Source organism: Roseovarius atlanticus (assembly GCF_001441615.1).
Taxonomy (GTDB): domain Bacteria; phylum Pseudomonadota; class Alphaproteobacteria; order Rhodobacterales; family Rhodobacteraceae; genus Roseovarius; species Roseovarius atlanticus.
Genome location: NZ_LAXJ01000003.1, coordinates 263,285 through 279,702, shown reverse-complemented (window position 1 = coordinate 279,702; position 16,418 = coordinate 263,285). Strand labels below are relative to the sequence as shown.

The 16,418-nt window shown below is 64.1% G+C and carries 15 protein-coding genes; 10 read left to right on the top strand and 5 right to left on the bottom strand.

Annotated elements, in window-relative coordinates:
• Positions 1-38: 38 nt before the first annotated feature.
• Entirely contained in the window at positions 39-905 is an 867-nt protein-coding gene (locus tag XM53_RS04755; RefSeq protein WP_057790809.1) for an SDR family oxidoreductase, read from the bottom strand.
• Positions 906-922: 17 nt separating this feature from the next.
• Positions 923-1,360: a VOC family protein gene (locus tag XM53_RS04750; RefSeq protein WP_057790807.1), complete on the bottom strand. Its 438-nt coding sequence runs from the start codon at positions 1,358-1,360 to the stop codon at positions 923-925.
• 94 nt (positions 1,361-1,454) lie between these two features.
• Between XM53_RS04750 and XM53_RS04745 the strand changes: the two genes are divergently transcribed.
• The 3 genes from XM53_RS04745 (at position 1,455) to XM53_RS04735 (ending at position 5,163) form a co-directional block, all read left to right on the top strand.
• Positions 1,455-2,939: an AMP nucleosidase gene (locus tag XM53_RS04745; protein WP_057790805.1), complete on the top strand. Its 1,485-nt coding sequence runs from the start codon at positions 1,455-1,457 to the stop codon at positions 2,937-2,939.
• 203 nt (positions 2,940-3,142) lie between these two features.
• On the top strand, positions 3,143-3,577 hold the full coding sequence (locus XM53_RS04740; RefSeq protein ID WP_057790803.1) for a universal stress protein: 435 nt from the start codon (positions 3,143-3,145) through the stop codon (positions 3,575-3,577).
• 41 nt (positions 3,578-3,618) lie between these two features.
• Positions 3,619-5,163 carry an alanine/glycine:cation symporter family protein gene (locus XM53_RS04735; RefSeq protein ID WP_057790801.1) on the top strand — a complete coding sequence of 515 codons (1,545 nt, stop codon included), beginning with the start codon at positions 3,619-3,621 and terminating at the stop codon, positions 5,161-5,163.
• Positions 5,164-5,710: 547 nt separating this feature from the next.
• Here XM53_RS04735 and XM53_RS04730 read toward each other — a convergent pair.
• Both XM53_RS04730 and XM53_RS04725 read right to left on the bottom strand, forming a co-directional pair.
• Positions 5,711-6,790 (bottom strand): ATP-binding protein, encoded by a 1,080-nt coding sequence (locus XM53_RS04730; RefSeq protein ID WP_082630745.1) that lies wholly within the window; start codon positions 6,788-6,790, stop codon positions 5,711-5,713.
• A gap of 113 nt (positions 6,791-6,903) precedes the next feature.
• Positions 6,904-7,617, bottom strand: a complete 714-nt coding sequence (locus XM53_RS04725; RefSeq protein WP_057790796.1) for a Crp/Fnr family transcriptional regulator — start codon at positions 7,615-7,617, stop codon at positions 6,904-6,906.
• Between the two features lie 98 nt (positions 7,618-7,715).
• Between XM53_RS04725 and XM53_RS04720 the strand changes: the two genes are divergently transcribed.
• The 6 genes from XM53_RS04720 to XM53_RS04695 all read left to right on the top strand — a co-directional run bounded on the left by XM53_RS04720 (position 7,716) and on the right by XM53_RS04695 (position 13,243).
• The gene (locus XM53_RS04720) at positions 7,716-8,561 is read left to right on the top strand and encodes an arsenate reductase/protein-tyrosine-phosphatase family protein (RefSeq protein WP_057790794.1); all 846 of its coding nucleotides are present in this window, start codon (positions 7,716-7,718) and stop codon (positions 8,559-8,561) included.
• A complete protein-coding gene (locus XM53_RS04715; RefSeq protein WP_057790792.1) occupies positions 8,558-9,556 on the top strand; it encodes an ArsJ-associated glyceraldehyde-3-phosphate dehydrogenase in 999 nt (332 codons plus the stop codon). Before XM53_RS04720 ends, XM53_RS04715 begins: the two co-directional genes overlap by 4 nt.
• The gene (gene arsJ, locus XM53_RS04710) at positions 9,553-10,833 is read left to right on the top strand and encodes an organoarsenical effux MFS transporter ArsJ (protein ID WP_057790790.1); all 1,281 of its coding nucleotides are present in this window, start codon (positions 9,553-9,555) and stop codon (positions 10,831-10,833) included. The genes XM53_RS04715 and arsJ overlap by 4 nt, the downstream gene beginning before the upstream one ends.
• 342 nt (positions 10,834-11,175) lie before the next feature.
• Complete coding sequence (locus XM53_RS04705; protein WP_057790788.1) at positions 11,176-11,463, top strand: HU family DNA-binding protein; 288 nt, start codon at positions 11,176-11,178, stop codon at positions 11,461-11,463.
• 73 nt (positions 11,464-11,536) lie between these two features.
• On the top strand, positions 11,537-12,409 hold the full coding sequence (locus XM53_RS04700; protein ID WP_057790786.1) for a DMT family transporter: 873 nt from the start codon (positions 11,537-11,539) through the stop codon (positions 12,407-12,409).
• Positions 12,410-12,421: 12 nt separating this feature from the next.
• On the top strand, positions 12,422-13,243 hold the full coding sequence (locus XM53_RS04695) for a methyltransferase domain-containing protein (protein WP_236544419.1): 822 nt from the start codon (positions 12,422-12,424) through the stop codon (positions 13,241-13,243).
• Between the two features lie 8 nt (positions 13,244-13,251).
• Here the strand turns inward: XM53_RS04695 and aroC are convergent, their stop codons facing one another.
• Positions 13,252-14,355 carry a chorismate synthase gene (gene aroC / locus XM53_RS04690; protein ID WP_057790784.1) on the bottom strand — a complete coding sequence of 368 codons (1,104 nt, stop codon included), beginning with the start codon at positions 14,353-14,355 and terminating at the stop codon, positions 13,252-13,254.
• A gap of 265 nt (positions 14,356-14,620) precedes the next feature.
• On the opposite strand from aroC, the gene XM53_RS04685 reads away from it, so the two are divergent.
• Positions 14,621-16,264 (top strand): ABC transporter substrate-binding protein, encoded by a 1,644-nt coding sequence (locus XM53_RS04685; RefSeq protein ID WP_057791261.1) that lies wholly within the window; start codon positions 14,621-14,623, stop codon positions 16,262-16,264.
• Positions 16,265-16,418: the final 154 nt, after the last annotated feature.

Genomic DNA, 16,418 nt, shown 5'->3' with positions numbered 1-16,418 from the left:
CTCGTAGGGTGGGTGAAAACCCACGCACCGCGCCAACGTCACCCCGCACGCGCCTCCTCTTCCGCCAACAACGCCTCCAATCCCGCCTTGTAATCGGGATACTTCAACACCACGCCCAATTCGTCCTTGATCCGGCGGTTCTCCACCCGTTTCGATTCCGCATAGAACGACCGCGCCATCGGGCTCATCTCCGCCTCCTCGAAATCCACCGACGGCGGCAACGGCAGGCCCAAGAGTTCCGCCGCATAACCGATCACGTCCTGCGGCGGCGCCGGATCGTCGTCGCAGACGTTGTAGGCCGCACCCGGATTGGGCCGGTTGATCGACGCCTCCAGCACCTGCGCGATATCCTCCACATGGGTCCGGCTGAACACCTGCCCCTTCTTGATGATCCGCCGCGCCGTGCCACGGCGCACCTTCTCAAACGGCCCGCGCCCGGGGCCGTAAATCCCCGCCAGCCGGAAGATATGCAGCGGCAGGCCCGGTATCGCCGCCCACGCGGCCTCCGCCACCACCCGCTTCTGCCCCCGTTCGGTCGACGGCTCCAGCGGGCTGTCCTCGTCCACCCAGTCGCCCTCGTGGTCGCCGTAGACCCCCGTGGTCGACAGGTACCCGGCCCAGTCCAGCCGGCCCGCAATGGCGGCGATATCGTCGCCCAGCGCGTTCAGCACCGGGTCGCCCTCCTCGCCCGGGCTGACGGATGTCAGCAGATGCGTCGCCGCCCCCAGCGCCTCCGACAGGTCGCTTCCGGGCCAGACCACGCCCTCCACGCCCTCGTCCCGCAGCGCCTCGGCCTTCTCCGCGCTTCGGGTCGTCCCGATCACGCGCCAGCCCTGCGGCACCAGCCGCCGCGCCAGCGCCCGCGCCGAAAAGCCGTGGCCGAATGACAGCAATACCTTGCCCATGCCGCTCTCCTCTTGCCTCACCCGCCAGATATATCCTCCAGCGGCCGTGACGCCACCCAGGCATAGCCGTTCTCGCACAGAATGGTGGTCTCGCGCAGGCCGTGCGGCTTGTCCGTCGGCGGCTGTAACACGTGCCCGCCCGCCGCCTCGGCCTTGTCCGCCGCCTCGTCCGGGTCACTGTCGAACAGGTGGATCTGCGCCCCCGCCCCGCGCGGGCCGCTTTCGGGCAACAGCCCCAGCGCGGGGTGGCTGCCATAGGTGGCATCGACATGCAGCTGCATCAGCTGATCGCCATAGGCCATGATCGCGAAATCCCCGCTCACCCGGTGGCCCGTCATCCCGAACACCGTCTCCAGGAACGCCACCTCGCGCGCCACGTCCCGCACCAGCAGGTTCAGCCCCATCCCCCGCAGCGACGCGCCGAACACCTCCGGCCTCACCGTCTCGAAATCCATCGTGCCCTCCCTCACACCCAAATCCGCGCCAGCTTGCGAACCGCCCCCCGCTCTGTCAACGTGCGCCACAAAAGTTGAATGTACCGGGTACAGTATGGCTCATAACGCCAATGATGGCCGCTTTCACAGCCCCAAGGCCCCCGCGCCACGCAGTTTCACCGACGCGGCCCAGGCGGTCGACCACCTGATCGCGCTCTATGACGAGGCCGTGCGGTTTCTCTGCGACTCGTTCCTGGCTGCCATGCGCGACGGGCAGCCCTCGCGCCCCGTGCGCGCCTTCTACCCCGAGATCCGCATCAGCACCTCCAGCTATGCCAAGATCGACAGCCGCCTCAGCTTCGGCCACTTGGCCCAGCCGGGCACCTATGCCACCACGGTCACCCGGCCACGCATGTTCCGCAACTACCTGACCCAGCAGATCGGCCTTTTGCTGGACAACCACGAGGTGCCGGTCACCATCGGCGTGTCGGACACCCCCATGCCGGTGCATTTCGCCGTTGCCAACGATCCTTCGATCACCGTCCCGCAACAGGGCGCGTCGGATTTCACCCTGCGCGACTATTTCGACGTGCCGGACCTGTCGAACACCAATGACGACATCGTCAACGGCACCTACACCGTGATGCAAGAGAACCCGGCGCCGCTTGCCCCCTTCACGGCCCAGCGCGTGGACTATTCTCTCGCGCGGCTGGCGCATTACACCGCCACCGCGCCCGAGCATTTCCAGAACCACGTCCTGTTCACCAACTACCAGTTCTACGTGGCCGAGTTCGAGGCCTATGCCCGCAAGGTCCTCGCCAATCCCGACAGCGGCTACGACAGCTTTGTCGGTCCAGGCGACGCGGCCATCACCGGCCCCGACGAGGTGCTGCGCCCCACCTCCAAGCTGCCGCAGATGCCCACCTACCACCTCAAGCGCAAGGATGGCGCGGGCATCACGCTGGTCAATATCGGCGTCGGCCCCTCGAACGCCAAGACCGCGACCGACCACATCGCCGTCCTGCGTCCCCATGCCTGGATCATGGTCGGGCACTGCGCGGGCTTGCGCAACTCGCAGTCGCTGGGCGATTTCGTCCTGGCCCACGCGTATCTGCGCGAAGACGCGGTGCTCGATGCCGACCTGCCCGCCTGGGTGCCCATCCCGGCGCTGGCCGAGGTGCAGATCGCGCTGGAAAAGGCGGTTGCCGCCGAGACCGAACTGGAAGGCTACGAGCTGAAAAGCGTCATGCGCACCGGCACCGTGGCCAGCTTCGACAACCGCAACTGGGAGCTGCGCGACCAGTCCGGCCCGGTCCAGCGCCTCAGCCAGTCGCGCGCCATCGCGCTCGACATGGAAAGCGCCACCATCGCCGCAAACGGCTTTCGCTTTCGCGTCCCCTACGGCACGCTTCTGTGCGTGTCCGACAAACCGCTGCACGGCGAGCTGAAACTGCCCGGCATGGCCAGCGATTTCTACAAGACCCAAGTGGCGCGCCACCTGATGATCGGCATCCGCGCGATGGAGCACATCCGCGACATGCCCCTCGAACGCATCCACAGCCGAAAGCTGCGCAGCTTTGACGAGACCGCGTTTCTCTAGGACCCTACAAGCGCCAAAGAACACCCGTCCCGGACCTGATCCGGGACCTCCCTGCCGTTTGCGAACCGGGTGCACCCGGGAAGGACCGGAAAGTCCCCTACGGCACCGCCCTGCCTACATAAATTGAAAATCCTCGCGCCGACTCGCCTTTTGCGTCTACGCTTCCGGAATTCCGATCCGGAATAAAAAGACAGGAGAGAACAATGTCAAAAAAACTGGTCCTGGGATTTGACGACAGTGAAAGCGCCAAGGCGGCTCTGGACTTCGCAACCACCCTGGCAAAGGCACAAGGCGCGGAGCTTATCGTCGCCCATGTGCTGGAATGGTCCCCCTATTCCTTTCTCACCAAGGAAGAGCTCGAAGAACGGCACATGCGCCGCAAGGAGGAACTGGCCCGCGCCGAGGACGCGCTGCTCAAGCCTGTCCTGAAACAACTGTCCGATGCCGGCATCACCGCCACGACGGTTCTGCGCTATGGCCATATCGCCGACACGCTGATCGAGATCATCAAGGAAAACAACGCCGAGATGATCGTGATCGGCCGCACCGGCCACTCGGCGCTCTCGTCGCGCCTCTTCGGCTCGGTCGCGGGCAGCCTGGCACAGGCGGCCCCCGTGCCGGTCACCATCGTACCGTGATCATGCGCCACGCATTCAACGACAATAATCGAGGGACACACATGAAACATGCAGTCAAGACGCCCCTGGCGGCGCTCTTCGCCCTGCCGGCGCTCAGCGCCCCGGCCCTGGCGCAATCCATCGACGAAACCGTCAACGAGGTCTTCGCCAATTCCACCGGCTGGTTTGTCAGCCTGATCTTCTCCAACTTTCCCGGCACCAGTTTCCCGTGGATCGTGGGCTGGCTGGTCATCGCCGCCACCGTCTTCACCATCTATTTCGGTCTGGTGCAGCTGCGCTGGGTCGGCCATTCCATCTCGCTGGTCAAGGGCGACTATTCCGATCCCAACGACGCGGGCGAGGTCAGCCACTTCCAGGCGCTGGCCACGGCCCTTTCAGGCACCGTGGGCCTTGGCAACATCGCGGGCGTCGCGGTGGCCATCGGCATCGGCGGTCCGGGGGCCACGTTCTGGATGATCCTCGCCGGCCTTCTGGGCATGGCGTCCAAGTTCACCGAATGCACGCTCGGCGTGAAATACCGCAACGAATATCCCGACGGAAAGGTCTCGGGCGGCCCGATGTACTATCTGTCCAAGGGCTTCAAGGAACGCGGCATCTTCGGCGGCGGCATCCTGGCCGTGCTCTTCTCGATCTTCTGCATCCTCGGCGCGCTTGGCGGCGGCAACATGTTCCAGGCCAACCAGGCCCACGCCCAGCTGACCAACGTCTTCGGCGAATACCCCGGTTACATCACCGGCCTCATCATGGCGGCGGTCGTCTTCGCCGTGATCGTCGGCGGTCTGAAATCCATCGCCCGCGTCACCGAAAAGGTCGTGCCCTTCATGGGTATCCTCTACGTGGGCACCGCGCTCATCATCATCCTGATGAACTTCGACCAGATCGGCACCGCCTTCGGGCGCATCTTCGAGGGCGCCTTTACCGGCCTCGGCGTCGCCGGCGGCATGGTCGGCGCGCTGATCCAGGGCTTCCGCCGCGCCGCCTTCTCGAACGAGGCGGGCGTGGGCTCGGCGGCCATCGCCCACTCGGCGGTGCGCACCAAGGAACCGATCACCGAAGGCTTCGTCTCGCTCTTGGAGCCCTTCATCGACACGGTCGTGGTCTGCACCATGACGGCCTTGGTCATCATCATCACCGATCAGCTGATCACCGACCCCGAAACCGGCCTCTTCGTGCTGAACGAGGCAGGCACCGCGATCCAGACCGTGGGCGACAACACCGGCGTCGCACTGACATCGGCGGCGTTCCAGTCCTCGATCGACGGGTTCAAGTATATCCTGGCGGTGGCGGTGATCCTCTTCGCCTTCTCCACGATGCTCAGCTGGTCCTATTACGGGCTGAAGGCGTGGACCTACCTCTTCGGCGAAGGCCAGACCAAGGAGCTGATCTTCAAGCTGATCTTCTGCGTCTTCGTGGTGATCGGCGCGGCGGCCAGCCTCGGCCCGGTGATCGACTTCTCCGATGCCGCGATCTTTGCCATGGCCGTGGTCAACATCCTCGGCCTCTACTTCCTGATGCCCATCGTGAAACGCGAGTTGCAAAGCTACGCCTCGCGCCTGCGCTCGGGCGAGATCAAGAAGTACAAGTAACGCCCTGCGGCCCCCGACCGGGGGCCACCACGCCAACGACACCGCCCTCGCAGGTTCTGCGGGGGCGGTTTGCGTTGGTGCTGACCCTGCAAATGACGGCTTTAAGAACTTTTGAGCGGCTTGGATGCCTTTCACAACGGAGGCCATCGTCAGCCCCTGGGGTGGCGATCCGACGGCAATTCTGAAGCACTTTATGCCGGCCAGAGACATCCTCAGAATGATCGTTGCGCCCGGCTTCGCCAAATCGCCAGCCCAAGGGAGGGGCTGACGATGGCCGGGCCGCTTCGCGGCTGTTAACCGGCTGGGGCTTCGGCAAAGCAGACCTCCAAGCGAGTAGCGGCAAGGGTCCGGTTTAAGCCCATTGCGGACAAGCGTGATCCAAAGTCTCGAGCGCGATTGACGGGCCGCGGCAAAAACGAACCACCATCAACTTCGTCCGCACAGCAGACACCATCGCGCAACAAAATCCATCCACTAATTTCAACGTAAACGCTCTCACACCAAGCACCGCGTCAAGCTTCGCAGCCGGCCCGAAACCCCGCCCGCGTTACAGCGCCACCGTCACCCGCGTGCCCGGCTCCAGCCGTTCGACCGTCAGGTCCGCATCCAGCGATTGTGTCAGGGCCCGCACGATACTGCCGCCGACGCCGGGTTTTCCGTCTTCGCCGGTCGTGTCCAGCGCGCCGTCGTGATGTTCCGCCCGGTCCTTCTGGGCGGCGATGCTGGCCGCCGAGTCGGGCCAGTTGCTGCCCTCGGGCAACCCGTTGCCGTCATCCTCGACCGTCAGCCGCACGCCCCCGTCCTCGTGCCGCGTGAACCGCACCTCCAGCCTGCCCTCGGGCCGGCCTTCGAAGGCATGTTCGAACGCATTGGTCATGAGCTCCGACAACAACAGTCCCAGCCGCGCCGCCTGGTCCACCGGCAAACCGATCTCGTCGCATTCCACGTTCACCCGGATCGCCCCGCGCGGCTCCAGGCTCGACACGACCGATGCGATCCGGCTCAGATAGGCGCCGGTTGCCACCTTTTCGCTGTCTCCCGCGCCGCCACCCAAAAGCTCGTCATATAGCACCGAAAGCGCCTCGATCCGCCGCCCGATCGCCTTCAGCGAATCCTCGGTGACCGTCTGCCGGGCTTGCAGACGGATCATGCTGACGATCATCGACAGGTGGTTCTTGACCCGGTGCTGCAACTCCCGCAGCAGGCCAACAGACTCGTCTTCGCCGCCTCCGGCACCGGCGTCTTCGCCGACCTCCCGCTGCAGGCCGAAAAACGCGGTCACCTCGCCGTCCTCGCCGTGGATCGGCGCGATCAGCAACTGGTTGCGAAACGCCGAGCCATCGGCCCTGTGATTGGTCAGCGTGACCTCGAATTCCCGCTCCGACTTGATCCCGTCGCGGATACGGGCCACATGCGCCTCATCCGTCTGCGGCCCCTGAAGAAAGCGACAGTTCCGCCCCACCGCAAAGCGACGGCTGTACAGCGTCAGCGCCTCGAAGGCGGAATTGACATAGGTGATCGGATTGTCCTCGATCCTCGGATCCGTCAGCACGATCGACAGTGGCGAATGCCGGATCGCATTCTTCATGACGTCGTCGCCATCGGTGCTGGCGTCCATCGGTTTCATGCGCGATTCCCTATTAAAACAATCGTGCGATCTGCAAATTTTCACACAATTAGACCGACCTTAAAACAGGTCCACCCCGATATCTGTACGGTATCGTACCTAACTATGGGGTTTCAAGCATCCGCGCCAGTCTCGGGCAACAGATCCCGATTGGCGCTGCGCACAAGGTCATAACATTCGCAGCTTGCCTTTCTCAGCCCGGCGCGGTCGGTGATCGCAACCCGCCCCCGCCTGTAAGAGATCAGACCGTGTTCCTGAAGACCCTGCGCCGCCTGCGTGACCGTGGCCCGCCGGACCCCCAGCATCTGGGCCAGAAAGTCGTGGGTCAGCCGCATTTCGCTGCCATCCGTCCGGTCCGCCATCGTCAGCAGCCATCGCGCCAGCCGTTGCCGCGCGCTATGCGCGCCATTGCAAGCGCCCGAGATCATCACCTGGTAGAACACCGATTGCGCGCTCGCCAGCAGCCTTTGCGCAAAGGTCTCGTGCTTCGTCTTAAGCGTCAGGAATTGCTCCGCCGGCAGCCGCAGCGCGCCGCCCGCGATTTGAACCTCGTCGGTATGCAACTGCTGCGGATGGCCCAGCATCAGGTTCACCGCAGTGCACGCCTCGCGCCCGATATTGGCCATCTCGATCCCCGACCCGTCGCTGTAGGTGGCAATCGCCGAGATCACGGCGGTTTCGGGAAAGTAAACCGCATGTGTCGCCTCTCCTGCACGCTGCAACACCGCCTCGGCCTCCAGCGTGACAGGCTCGCACCGCCGGATCACCGCGTTGCGCGTCTCGGAATCCAGCGCGCGAAGTACTCGGTTGTTCGTCTCATGCGTCATACCCCGACAACGCGTCGCCACCTTCGATTGTTCACGCCGTCAAAGCCTCGACCAGAAAACGGTTGCGCCCGGCAAATTAATTCAATATTTCATGAATTATGGAAACACTGATTCCCCACCGGCTCGCCACCCTCGGCCATCCCCAGCGCATGGCGGTCTTCCGCCTTCTGATGCGGCGATACCCCGATGCCGTCCCGGCGACCGAACTGGCCCATGCGCTCGACCTCAAACCCAACACGCTCTCGACCTACGTGAACGCGCTGGTGCAGGCCGGGCTGATCACGCGCACGCGCACCGGAACATCGCTTCGCTACAGCGTCGACATGACAGCGATGCGACAAACCCTCGATTATCTCATCGGCGATTGCTGCCGCGGCCGCCCCGATGCCTGTTCCCTCACCTCCCTCCATACCCTTCTCGGAGTCCGCCAAATGACCGACCGCAAGTACAACGTGCTCTTCATCTGCACCGGCAATTCCGCCCGCTCGATCTTTGCCGAAAGCCTCCTGCGTTCTGAGAGCGGCGACCGCTTCAACGCCTATTCGGCAGGCACCAAACCCCGGTCCGAACTGAACCCCTTCGCCCTCGACGTGCTGCAACAGAAAGGTCACGACACCTCGGTGCTCGAGGCCAAGAACGTGTCCGTCTTCCAAGGCCCCGACGCGCCGCAATTCGACTTCGTCTTCACCGTTTGCAACCAGGCCGCGAACGAGGAGTGCCCGGCCTGGACCGGCCAGCCCGTCAGCGCCCACTGGGGGATGCCGGACCCCGTGAAAGCCGAAGGTACCGACGCGCAAAAGGCGCTCGCCTTCCAACAGGCCTATGGCGCGCTGCAGAACCGCATCAAGGCGTTTACAAGCTTGTCACTCGACAGTCTCGACCGGATCTCCCTACAAAAAGCCGTGGACGACATCGCCAACATCGACACCGGAGCCTCCGCATGACCACATATGCCGTCAACGGGCTGGGCCGCATCGGCAAGCTGATCCTGAAACCGCTGCTGGAGCGCGGCGCGGACATTGCCTGGATCAACGACGCCGTGGGCGATCCAGAGATGCACGCGCATCTTCTGGAATTCGACACCGTGCATGGCCGCTGGGACGCCGAGTTTGCCCATGATTCCGACAGCGTCACCATCGACGACACCCGCATCCCCTTCATCGGCGCGCGCGACCTGTCGGCGCTGCCGCTGGATGGCGTCGACGTGGTCATCGACTGCACCGGCGTCTTCAAGTCCGAGGCCAAGCTGGCCCCCTATTTCGACGCAGGCGTGAAAAAGGTCGTCGTCTCCGCCCCGGTCAAGGACGGCGACGCGGCCAACATCGTCATGGGCGTCAACGACGAAATCTACGACCCCGAGCGCCACCGCATCGTCACCGCCGCCAGCTGCACCACCAACTGCCTCGCCCCCGTGGTCAAGGTCATCCACGAGAACCTGCGGATCAAGCACGGCTCGATGACCACGATCCACGACGTCACCAACACGCAAACCATCGTGGACCGCCCCGCCAAGGACCTGCGCCGCGCCCGCTCGGCGCTCAACTCCCTGATCCCGACGACAACCGGCAGCGCCACCGCCATCACGCTCATCTACCCCGAACTCAAGGGCCGTCTGAACGGCCACGCCGTCCGCGTGCCGCTCCTCAACGCCTCGATCACCGACTGCGTGTTCGAGGTCGAACGCGAAACCACCGCCGAAGAGGTCAACGGCTTCTTCAAGGCCGCCGCCGAAGGCTCGCTGAAAAATATCCTCGGCTACGAGGAACGCCCCCTCGTCTCCGCCGACTACACCAACGACACCCGCTCCGGCATCGTCGACGCACCCTCGACCATGGTCGTCAACGGCACTCATGTGAAGATCTACGCCTGGTACGACAACGAGATGGGCTATGCCCACCGCCTCGTCGACGTGGCCCTTATGGTCGGCGCCTCGCTGTGAGCGAAACCTCCGCCCGCCCCGAGGGTCTCTCTGCCTATATTGCCGTCACCGCGGCCTATTGGGCGTTCATGCTCACCGACGGCGCATTGCGGATGCTGGTGCTTCTGCACTTCCACACGCTCGGCTTTTCGCCTGTCCAACTGGCCTATCTCTTCGTCCTCTATGAGATCGCCGGCATGGTCACCAACCTCGCCGCCGGCTGGATCGCCGCCCGCTTCGGGCTGACCTCCACGCTCTACGCGGGCCTTGGCATACAGGTGCTGGCCCTCCTGGCCCTGACCCAGCTTGACCCCGACTGGGCCATCGGACTCTCGGTCGCCTTCGTCATGGTCGTCCAGGGCGCCAGCGGCGTCGCCAAGGACCTCGCCAAGATGTCCTCGAAATCCGCCGTCAAGCTGCTCGCCCCCACGACAGGCGGCGGTCTCTTTCGCTGGGTCGCCGTGCTGACCGGATCCAAGAACGCGGTCAAAGGCCTGGGCTTCCTCCTTGGCGCGGCCCTCCTGGCGCTCATCGGCTTCACCGGCGCCGTACTCGGCATGGCCGCCATCCTCGCCCTCATTCTCGTGGCCGTCCTCATCGCGATGCCTCCGGGCCTGCCCAAGGGTCGCAAGGGCGCCAAGTTCTCCGAGGTTTTTTCCAAGTCCCCCAACGTCAATTGGCTGTCGGCGGCCCGCGTCTTTCTATTCGGCGCGCGCGACGTCTGGTTCGTGGTCGGCATCCCGATCTACTTCTACGCCGTCCTCTCCGACGGCACCGAAGACGGCAACCGCGCCGCCTTCTTCCTCATCGGCACGTTCATGGCCGTCTGGGTCATCCTCTACGGCGCGGTGCAGGCCGCCGCCCCCCGCCTCCTGCGCGCCGCGTCCCGCCCCGAGGGCGACCTCGTCTCCGCCGCCCGCCTCTGGGCCTGGGGCCTCGCGGCCATTCCCGCCGCCCTGACCGCCGCCGCGCTCATGGCCTCCGGCCCGCAGCCCTGGCTGACCGCCACGCTGGTGGCCGGGCTTCTGGTCTTCGGCGGCGTCTTCGCCGTGAACTCCTCGCTGCACTCCTACCTGATCCTCGCCTTCACCCGGGCCGAGCGGGTGACGATGGACGTGGGCTTCTACTACATGGCCAACGCCGGCGGTCGGCTGGCCGGCACGGTGCTTTCGGGCCTCACCTATCAGCTGGGCGGCCTGCCCCTGATGCTGGGCACCGCCACGCTGATGGTGGCCTGCGCCGCCCTGGCCTCCGCCCGGCTCGACCCAACTCTGGGGAACGAGCGCGCGGCACCCTGACCTTTCCATCCGGTTAACGCCGCACGCCCTCTTCATTCAGGCCTTCGGACAACGGCACCGACGCGATACAGACGGAAATACCGACGTAAAACCGACGCGGTTTTGGCGCCTCAGCCGCTGTTAACCACATTTAGTGCAGCATCCCGCCGAGCGATTCACAGCACCGGATTTGACCGTTGAAGCCCCCGAAATCCTGTGGCACACGAGAAAAACCCCACAAAACAGGCCAAAAACACCGAAATCGGCCTTGTTTTGCGACACTATTTGTTGTGTTTGCCTACAAGATACAGTTAAATCCCGCGCAGGAGGCCCAAGAAACGGGCAGTTGAAGGAGACCAGAAAATGGCAAAACCGATGACCAAAACCCAGCTCGTTGCGGCCCTCGCCGAAGAAATGGGCAGCGACAAGAAAACCGCGACCAGCGCCCTCGACTCCATGATCGAGATCATCACCAAGGAAGTGTCCAACGGCGGCGCCGTCACCCTTCCCGGCGTCGGCAAGATCTACTGCCGCGAGCGTCCGGCCCGCATGGTGCGCAACCCCGCCACCGGCGAACAGATCCACAAGGATGCCGACAAGGTCGTCAAGATGACGATCGCCAAGGCCCTCAAGGACAGCGTCAACGGCTGACCTTGTAATCCTTTCAGGTTTCGGAAAGGGTCGCCCAACCGGCGGCCCTTTTCATTTCGAGGACGAGTAGAAGATGGATTTTCGCGCGCTTTTCATGGGGCTGGCCTTTGCCGTCATGTGGTCGAGCGCCTTCACCTCCGCGCGCATCATCGTCGCCGCCGCACCGCCCGTCAGCGCGCTTGCCCTGCGCTTCCTGATCTCCGGCATCCTGGGCGTGCTGATCGCCCGCGCCCTGGGGCAATCATGGCGCCTGACACCCGCGCAATGGCGCGCCACGATCATCTTCGGCCTGTGCCAGAACGCGCTCTATCTCGGCCTCAACTTTGTTGCCATGCAAACGGTCGAGGCCTCGCTCGCCGCCATCATCGCCTCCTCCATGCCACTGCTCGTCGGTCTTGCAAGCTGGCTGATCCTCGGCCAGCGCGTCAGCGCTCTGGGCTTTGCCGGTCTCGCCGCGGGCATGGCCGGCGTCGCGCTGATCATGGGCACGCGTATCCAGGGCGGCGCCGATCTTTACGGCGTCATGCTCTGCATCGGCGGCGTCGTCGCGCTGACCTTCGCCACCCTGATGGTGCGTGGCGCCACCTCGGGCGGCAACTTCCTGATGATCGTCGGCCTGCAAATGCTGGTCGGCAGCGTTGCACTCGGCATTGTCGGGCTGTCCACGGAAACCCTTGAAATCGCCTGGTCCTGGCCCTTCATCGCCGCCTTTGTCTACACGACGCTGATCCCCGGCCTGGCCGCCACGCTGGTGTGGTTCGCCCTGGTCAACCGCATCGGCGCGGTCAAAGCCGCCACCTTCCACTTCCTCACCCCGTTCTTCGGCGTCACCATCGCCGCCCTCGTTCTTAACGAAGCATTAGGGTTCTGGGATATAATCGGCGTGCTGGTGGTTACGGGCGGCATCCTGGCCGTGCAGCTTTCGCGCCAAACGGCCCCGCGCTGAGGCGTCGATTTCGTGATTCTGCCGTTTTCGGGTATTCTGAAAGCGGGGGATACGATGATGCTGGAATTCAACGCCGAGACGACGCGCCTGCTGGACCTCGTCTATCAGGGGTCCGACATCATCCAGCGGCGGCGTCTGTCGTTCGACGCCGTGCTGCCCAAACCGGCCGAGACGATCCTCGACATCGGCAGCGGCAACGGTCTTCTGTCCGCCGAACTGGCCCGCGCCGTCGGGCCAGGCGGGTGCATCATCGGGGTCGACCCGAGCCAAGACATGCGAAAGGCCGCCATCGCCCGCTGCGCGGAGTTCGACTGGGTCGAGTTCCGCGATGGCTCGGCTTATGACCTGCCGGTCGAGACGGGATCGGTCGACAAGGCCGTCTCGGTGCAGGTGTTCGAATATCTCGACGACCTGCCACGCGCCTGCCAAGAGGTCGTCCGCGTGTTGCGTCCTGGCGGTCGGCTGGTGGTCAGCGACATCCATTTCGACAGCTGGGTCTGGCACACCGAGGATCAGCCGCGCATGGACCGCATGATCGCCTCGTGGGACGACCATTTCGTCGAACGGCGCGTGCCCGCAATCCTGCCGCCAATCCTGCGCGAGGCTGGCGTCGAGGTGGAAGACATCCGTCCCGTGACGCTCAACGATCACGAACTCAGACCGGACGGTCTCGCCCGCATGATGCTGACGCTGATGGACAGCTACGCCAGACAGAACAACCTCGTCTCCGAAGCCGACTGCACCGCCTGGCGCGAAGAGCAGGAAGCACTCGCGGCAGAGGGCCGTTTCTTCTTTTCATTGACGCAATTCGCGGTCATCGCCCGCAAATCATAGGCTCTGGGTCAGCCGATCACGCCGCGCGGCCCCTCGCCTACCTGCCCGCGATGCAACAGCAGGTGATCGAGGATCACGCAGGCCATCATCGCCTCGGCCACCGGCACCGCGCGGATGCCCACGCAGGGGTCGTGTCGCCCCTTGGTGACCACCTCGGTCGGGCTGCCATCCATCCGGATCGACCGGCGCGGTGTCAGGATCGAGCTGGTGGGCTTCACGGCAAAGCGCACCACGATGTCCTGCCCGGTGGAGATGCCACCAAGGATACCGCCTGCATGATTGCTGCTGTATTCCGGGCCATTCTCGCCCATGAAAATCTCGTCGGCATTGTCGATGCCGGTCAAACGCGCCGCCGCCATACCCTCGCCGATCTCGACGCCCTTCACGGCATTGATGCTCATCATCGCAGCGGCCAGATCGGTATCCAGCTTGCCGTAGACAGGCGCGCCCAGCCCCGGGGGTGCCCCGCGACAGACCACCTCGATCTCGGCCCCGACCGAGTTCTGCGCTTTCCGGATGCCTTGCAGATAGTCCTCCCAGACCGGCACCGCGCCGGCATCGGGCAGGAAGAAGTCATTGCCGTCGATCTCGTCCCAGTCGATCTGGTCGCGGTCGATCGTCACCTCGCCCATCCGCGTCATGTAGCCCTTGACCTGTAGCCCCGGCGCAAGGCTTGCCAACGCGGCCCGCGCCAGCCCGCCCGCGGCCACCCGCGCCGCCGTCTCGCGGGCCGAACTGCGCCCGCCGCCGCGATAGTCACGGATGCCGTATTTCTGGTGATAGGTGATATCGGCATGACCGGGCCGGAAGGTCTGCGCGATCTCGCCGTAATCCTTCGACCGCTGGTCGGTATTCTCGATCATCAACTGCACCGGCGTGCCGGTGGTCTGCCCCTCGAACACGCCCGACAGGATCTTCACCGCGTCGGGTTCCTTGCGCTGCGTGGTGTGCTTGCTCTGTCCAGGGCGGCGCTTGTCCAGGAACTGCTGCAAGTACGCCTCGTCCACCGGAACCCCAGGCGGGCAACCGTCCACCGTCGCGCCCAGGGCGGGCCCGTGACTTTCGCCCCAGGTGGTGACGCGGTAGAGATGTCCGAACGTATTGAGGCTCATGCCCTTTCTCCTTTGAAGCCTGATCTACCCGTGCGTCCCATGCGTCTCAAGCAAATTCGCCGGGGCCAAAGCGCGCGCACCGAACAGGTCGCAAATTTACAATTTGATGTCGTAAATATTACAGGTTGCGCGTATCCTTCCGCCCATTCTCATTCGGCGACATGCCCGGTCGAATGCTGGCGGATTTTCGAAAAGACCCCGGAATTGCCTGCCTGAGAGCCGGAAAAACAGGATGGAACACCATCCGATCAACAGGGAGACTTCGATGACACACGAAACCGAATCCGCGCAGATACGCCCCGTGGTGCGAAAGCTGGCCGAGGACACCCGCGCCGGCAAGATGGACCGCCGCGAATTCATGGCGCTCGCCTCGACCTTCGGCGCCAGCGCCGCCACCGCCTATGGCCTTCTGGGCATGGCCCAGCCGGTCATGGCCCAGGATGGCGAAGGCAAGAAAGGCGGCGTTCTGCGCGTCGCCATGCGGGTCCTGGAAATCACCGATCCGCGCAAATACGACTGGACCGAAAAGGGCAATCTGGGCCGCCAGTTCTGCGAGCCTTTGGTGCGCTGGAACTCCGACTACAGCTTTACCGGCCTTCTGCTGGACAGCTGGGAAGTCTCGGACGACGCGCAGACCTACACGCTGAACCTGCGCCAGGGCGTGACCTGGAACAACGGCGACGACTTCACCGCCGAGGACGTGATCCACAACATCACCCGCTGGTGCGATAAATCGATCGAGGGCAACTCGATGGCTGCGCGCATGGCGTCGCTGATCGACACGGAGTCCGGCAAGCTGGCCGATGGCGTGGTCGAGCAGGTCGACGATTACACCATCAAGCTGAACCTGCCGCGCCCTGACATCTCTCTCATTGCCGGCATGGCCGACTATCCCGCCCTGATCGTGCACCGCAGCCACGGCGACGACACCGATCTGGCCCAAAACCCGATCGGCACCGGCCCGTTCGAGCTTGTCTCGATGGATATCGGCACCGGCGCCGAGGTGAAGCGCCGCGAAAACGGTGAATGGTGGGGCGGCGAGGTTTATCTCGACGGCATCAAGTTCATCGACTTCGGCACCGACGGCGCGGCCATCGTGGCCGCCTTCGACGGCGACGAGATCGACGTGAACGATGAAACCACGTCCGATTTCATCGACACGCTGGACGGCCTTGGCCTTGTCAAAAGTACGATGCCCACCGCCAACACCATCTGTGCCCGAATGCGCATGGATACCGAGCCCTACACGTCGAAAGAACTGCGCAACGCGGTCCAGATGGCGGTCGACAACAACATCGCACTGCAACTGGGCATCAACGGCGACGGCATCACCGCCGAAAACCATCACGTCGCCCCGTTCCATCCCGAATATGCCGAGATCCCCAAGAAAGAGGCCGATCCAGCCGCCGCCATCGAAATGGCCAAGGCCGCAGGCCACGGCGAGACCGAGCTGGAGCTGATCTCGATCGACGGCGACTGGCGCACGGTGACCACCGACGCCATCGGCGCGATGCTGCGCGAAGCGGGCTTCAACCTCAAGCGCACGGTCATTCCCGGCTCGTCGTTCTGGAACGACTGGACGAAGTACCCCTTCTCGACCACCAACTGGGGTCCGCGTCCGCTGGGTGTGCAGGTGCTCGTGCTGGCGTATAAGTCCGGCGAGGCATGGAACGAATCCGGCCACTCGGACCCCGAGTTCGACGCGATCCTCGAAGAAGCCGTCGGCGTGTTCGACGCGGACGAGCGGCGCGAATACTCCGCCAAGCTGCAAGCCCGCCTTCAGGACAACGGCGTGATCATTCAGCCCTTCTGGCGCAACCAGACCAAGCACTTTGCCGAGCATGTGAAGAACGACCAGGTGCACCAGTTCCGGTACATGCATTTTGAGAATGTCTGGCTCGACACCTGAGCCTGCGCGAGATTATCACCGAACCAATGGCGGCGCCCCATGCGCCGCCATTTTTTTTCGAGTCGATGTCATGGGTTAGCGTCCGTCGCGCTCAAAACGAATCACGCGATATTGACCGGTGCGAATCACTTCGCCTATACCTTGTAAATCAGCA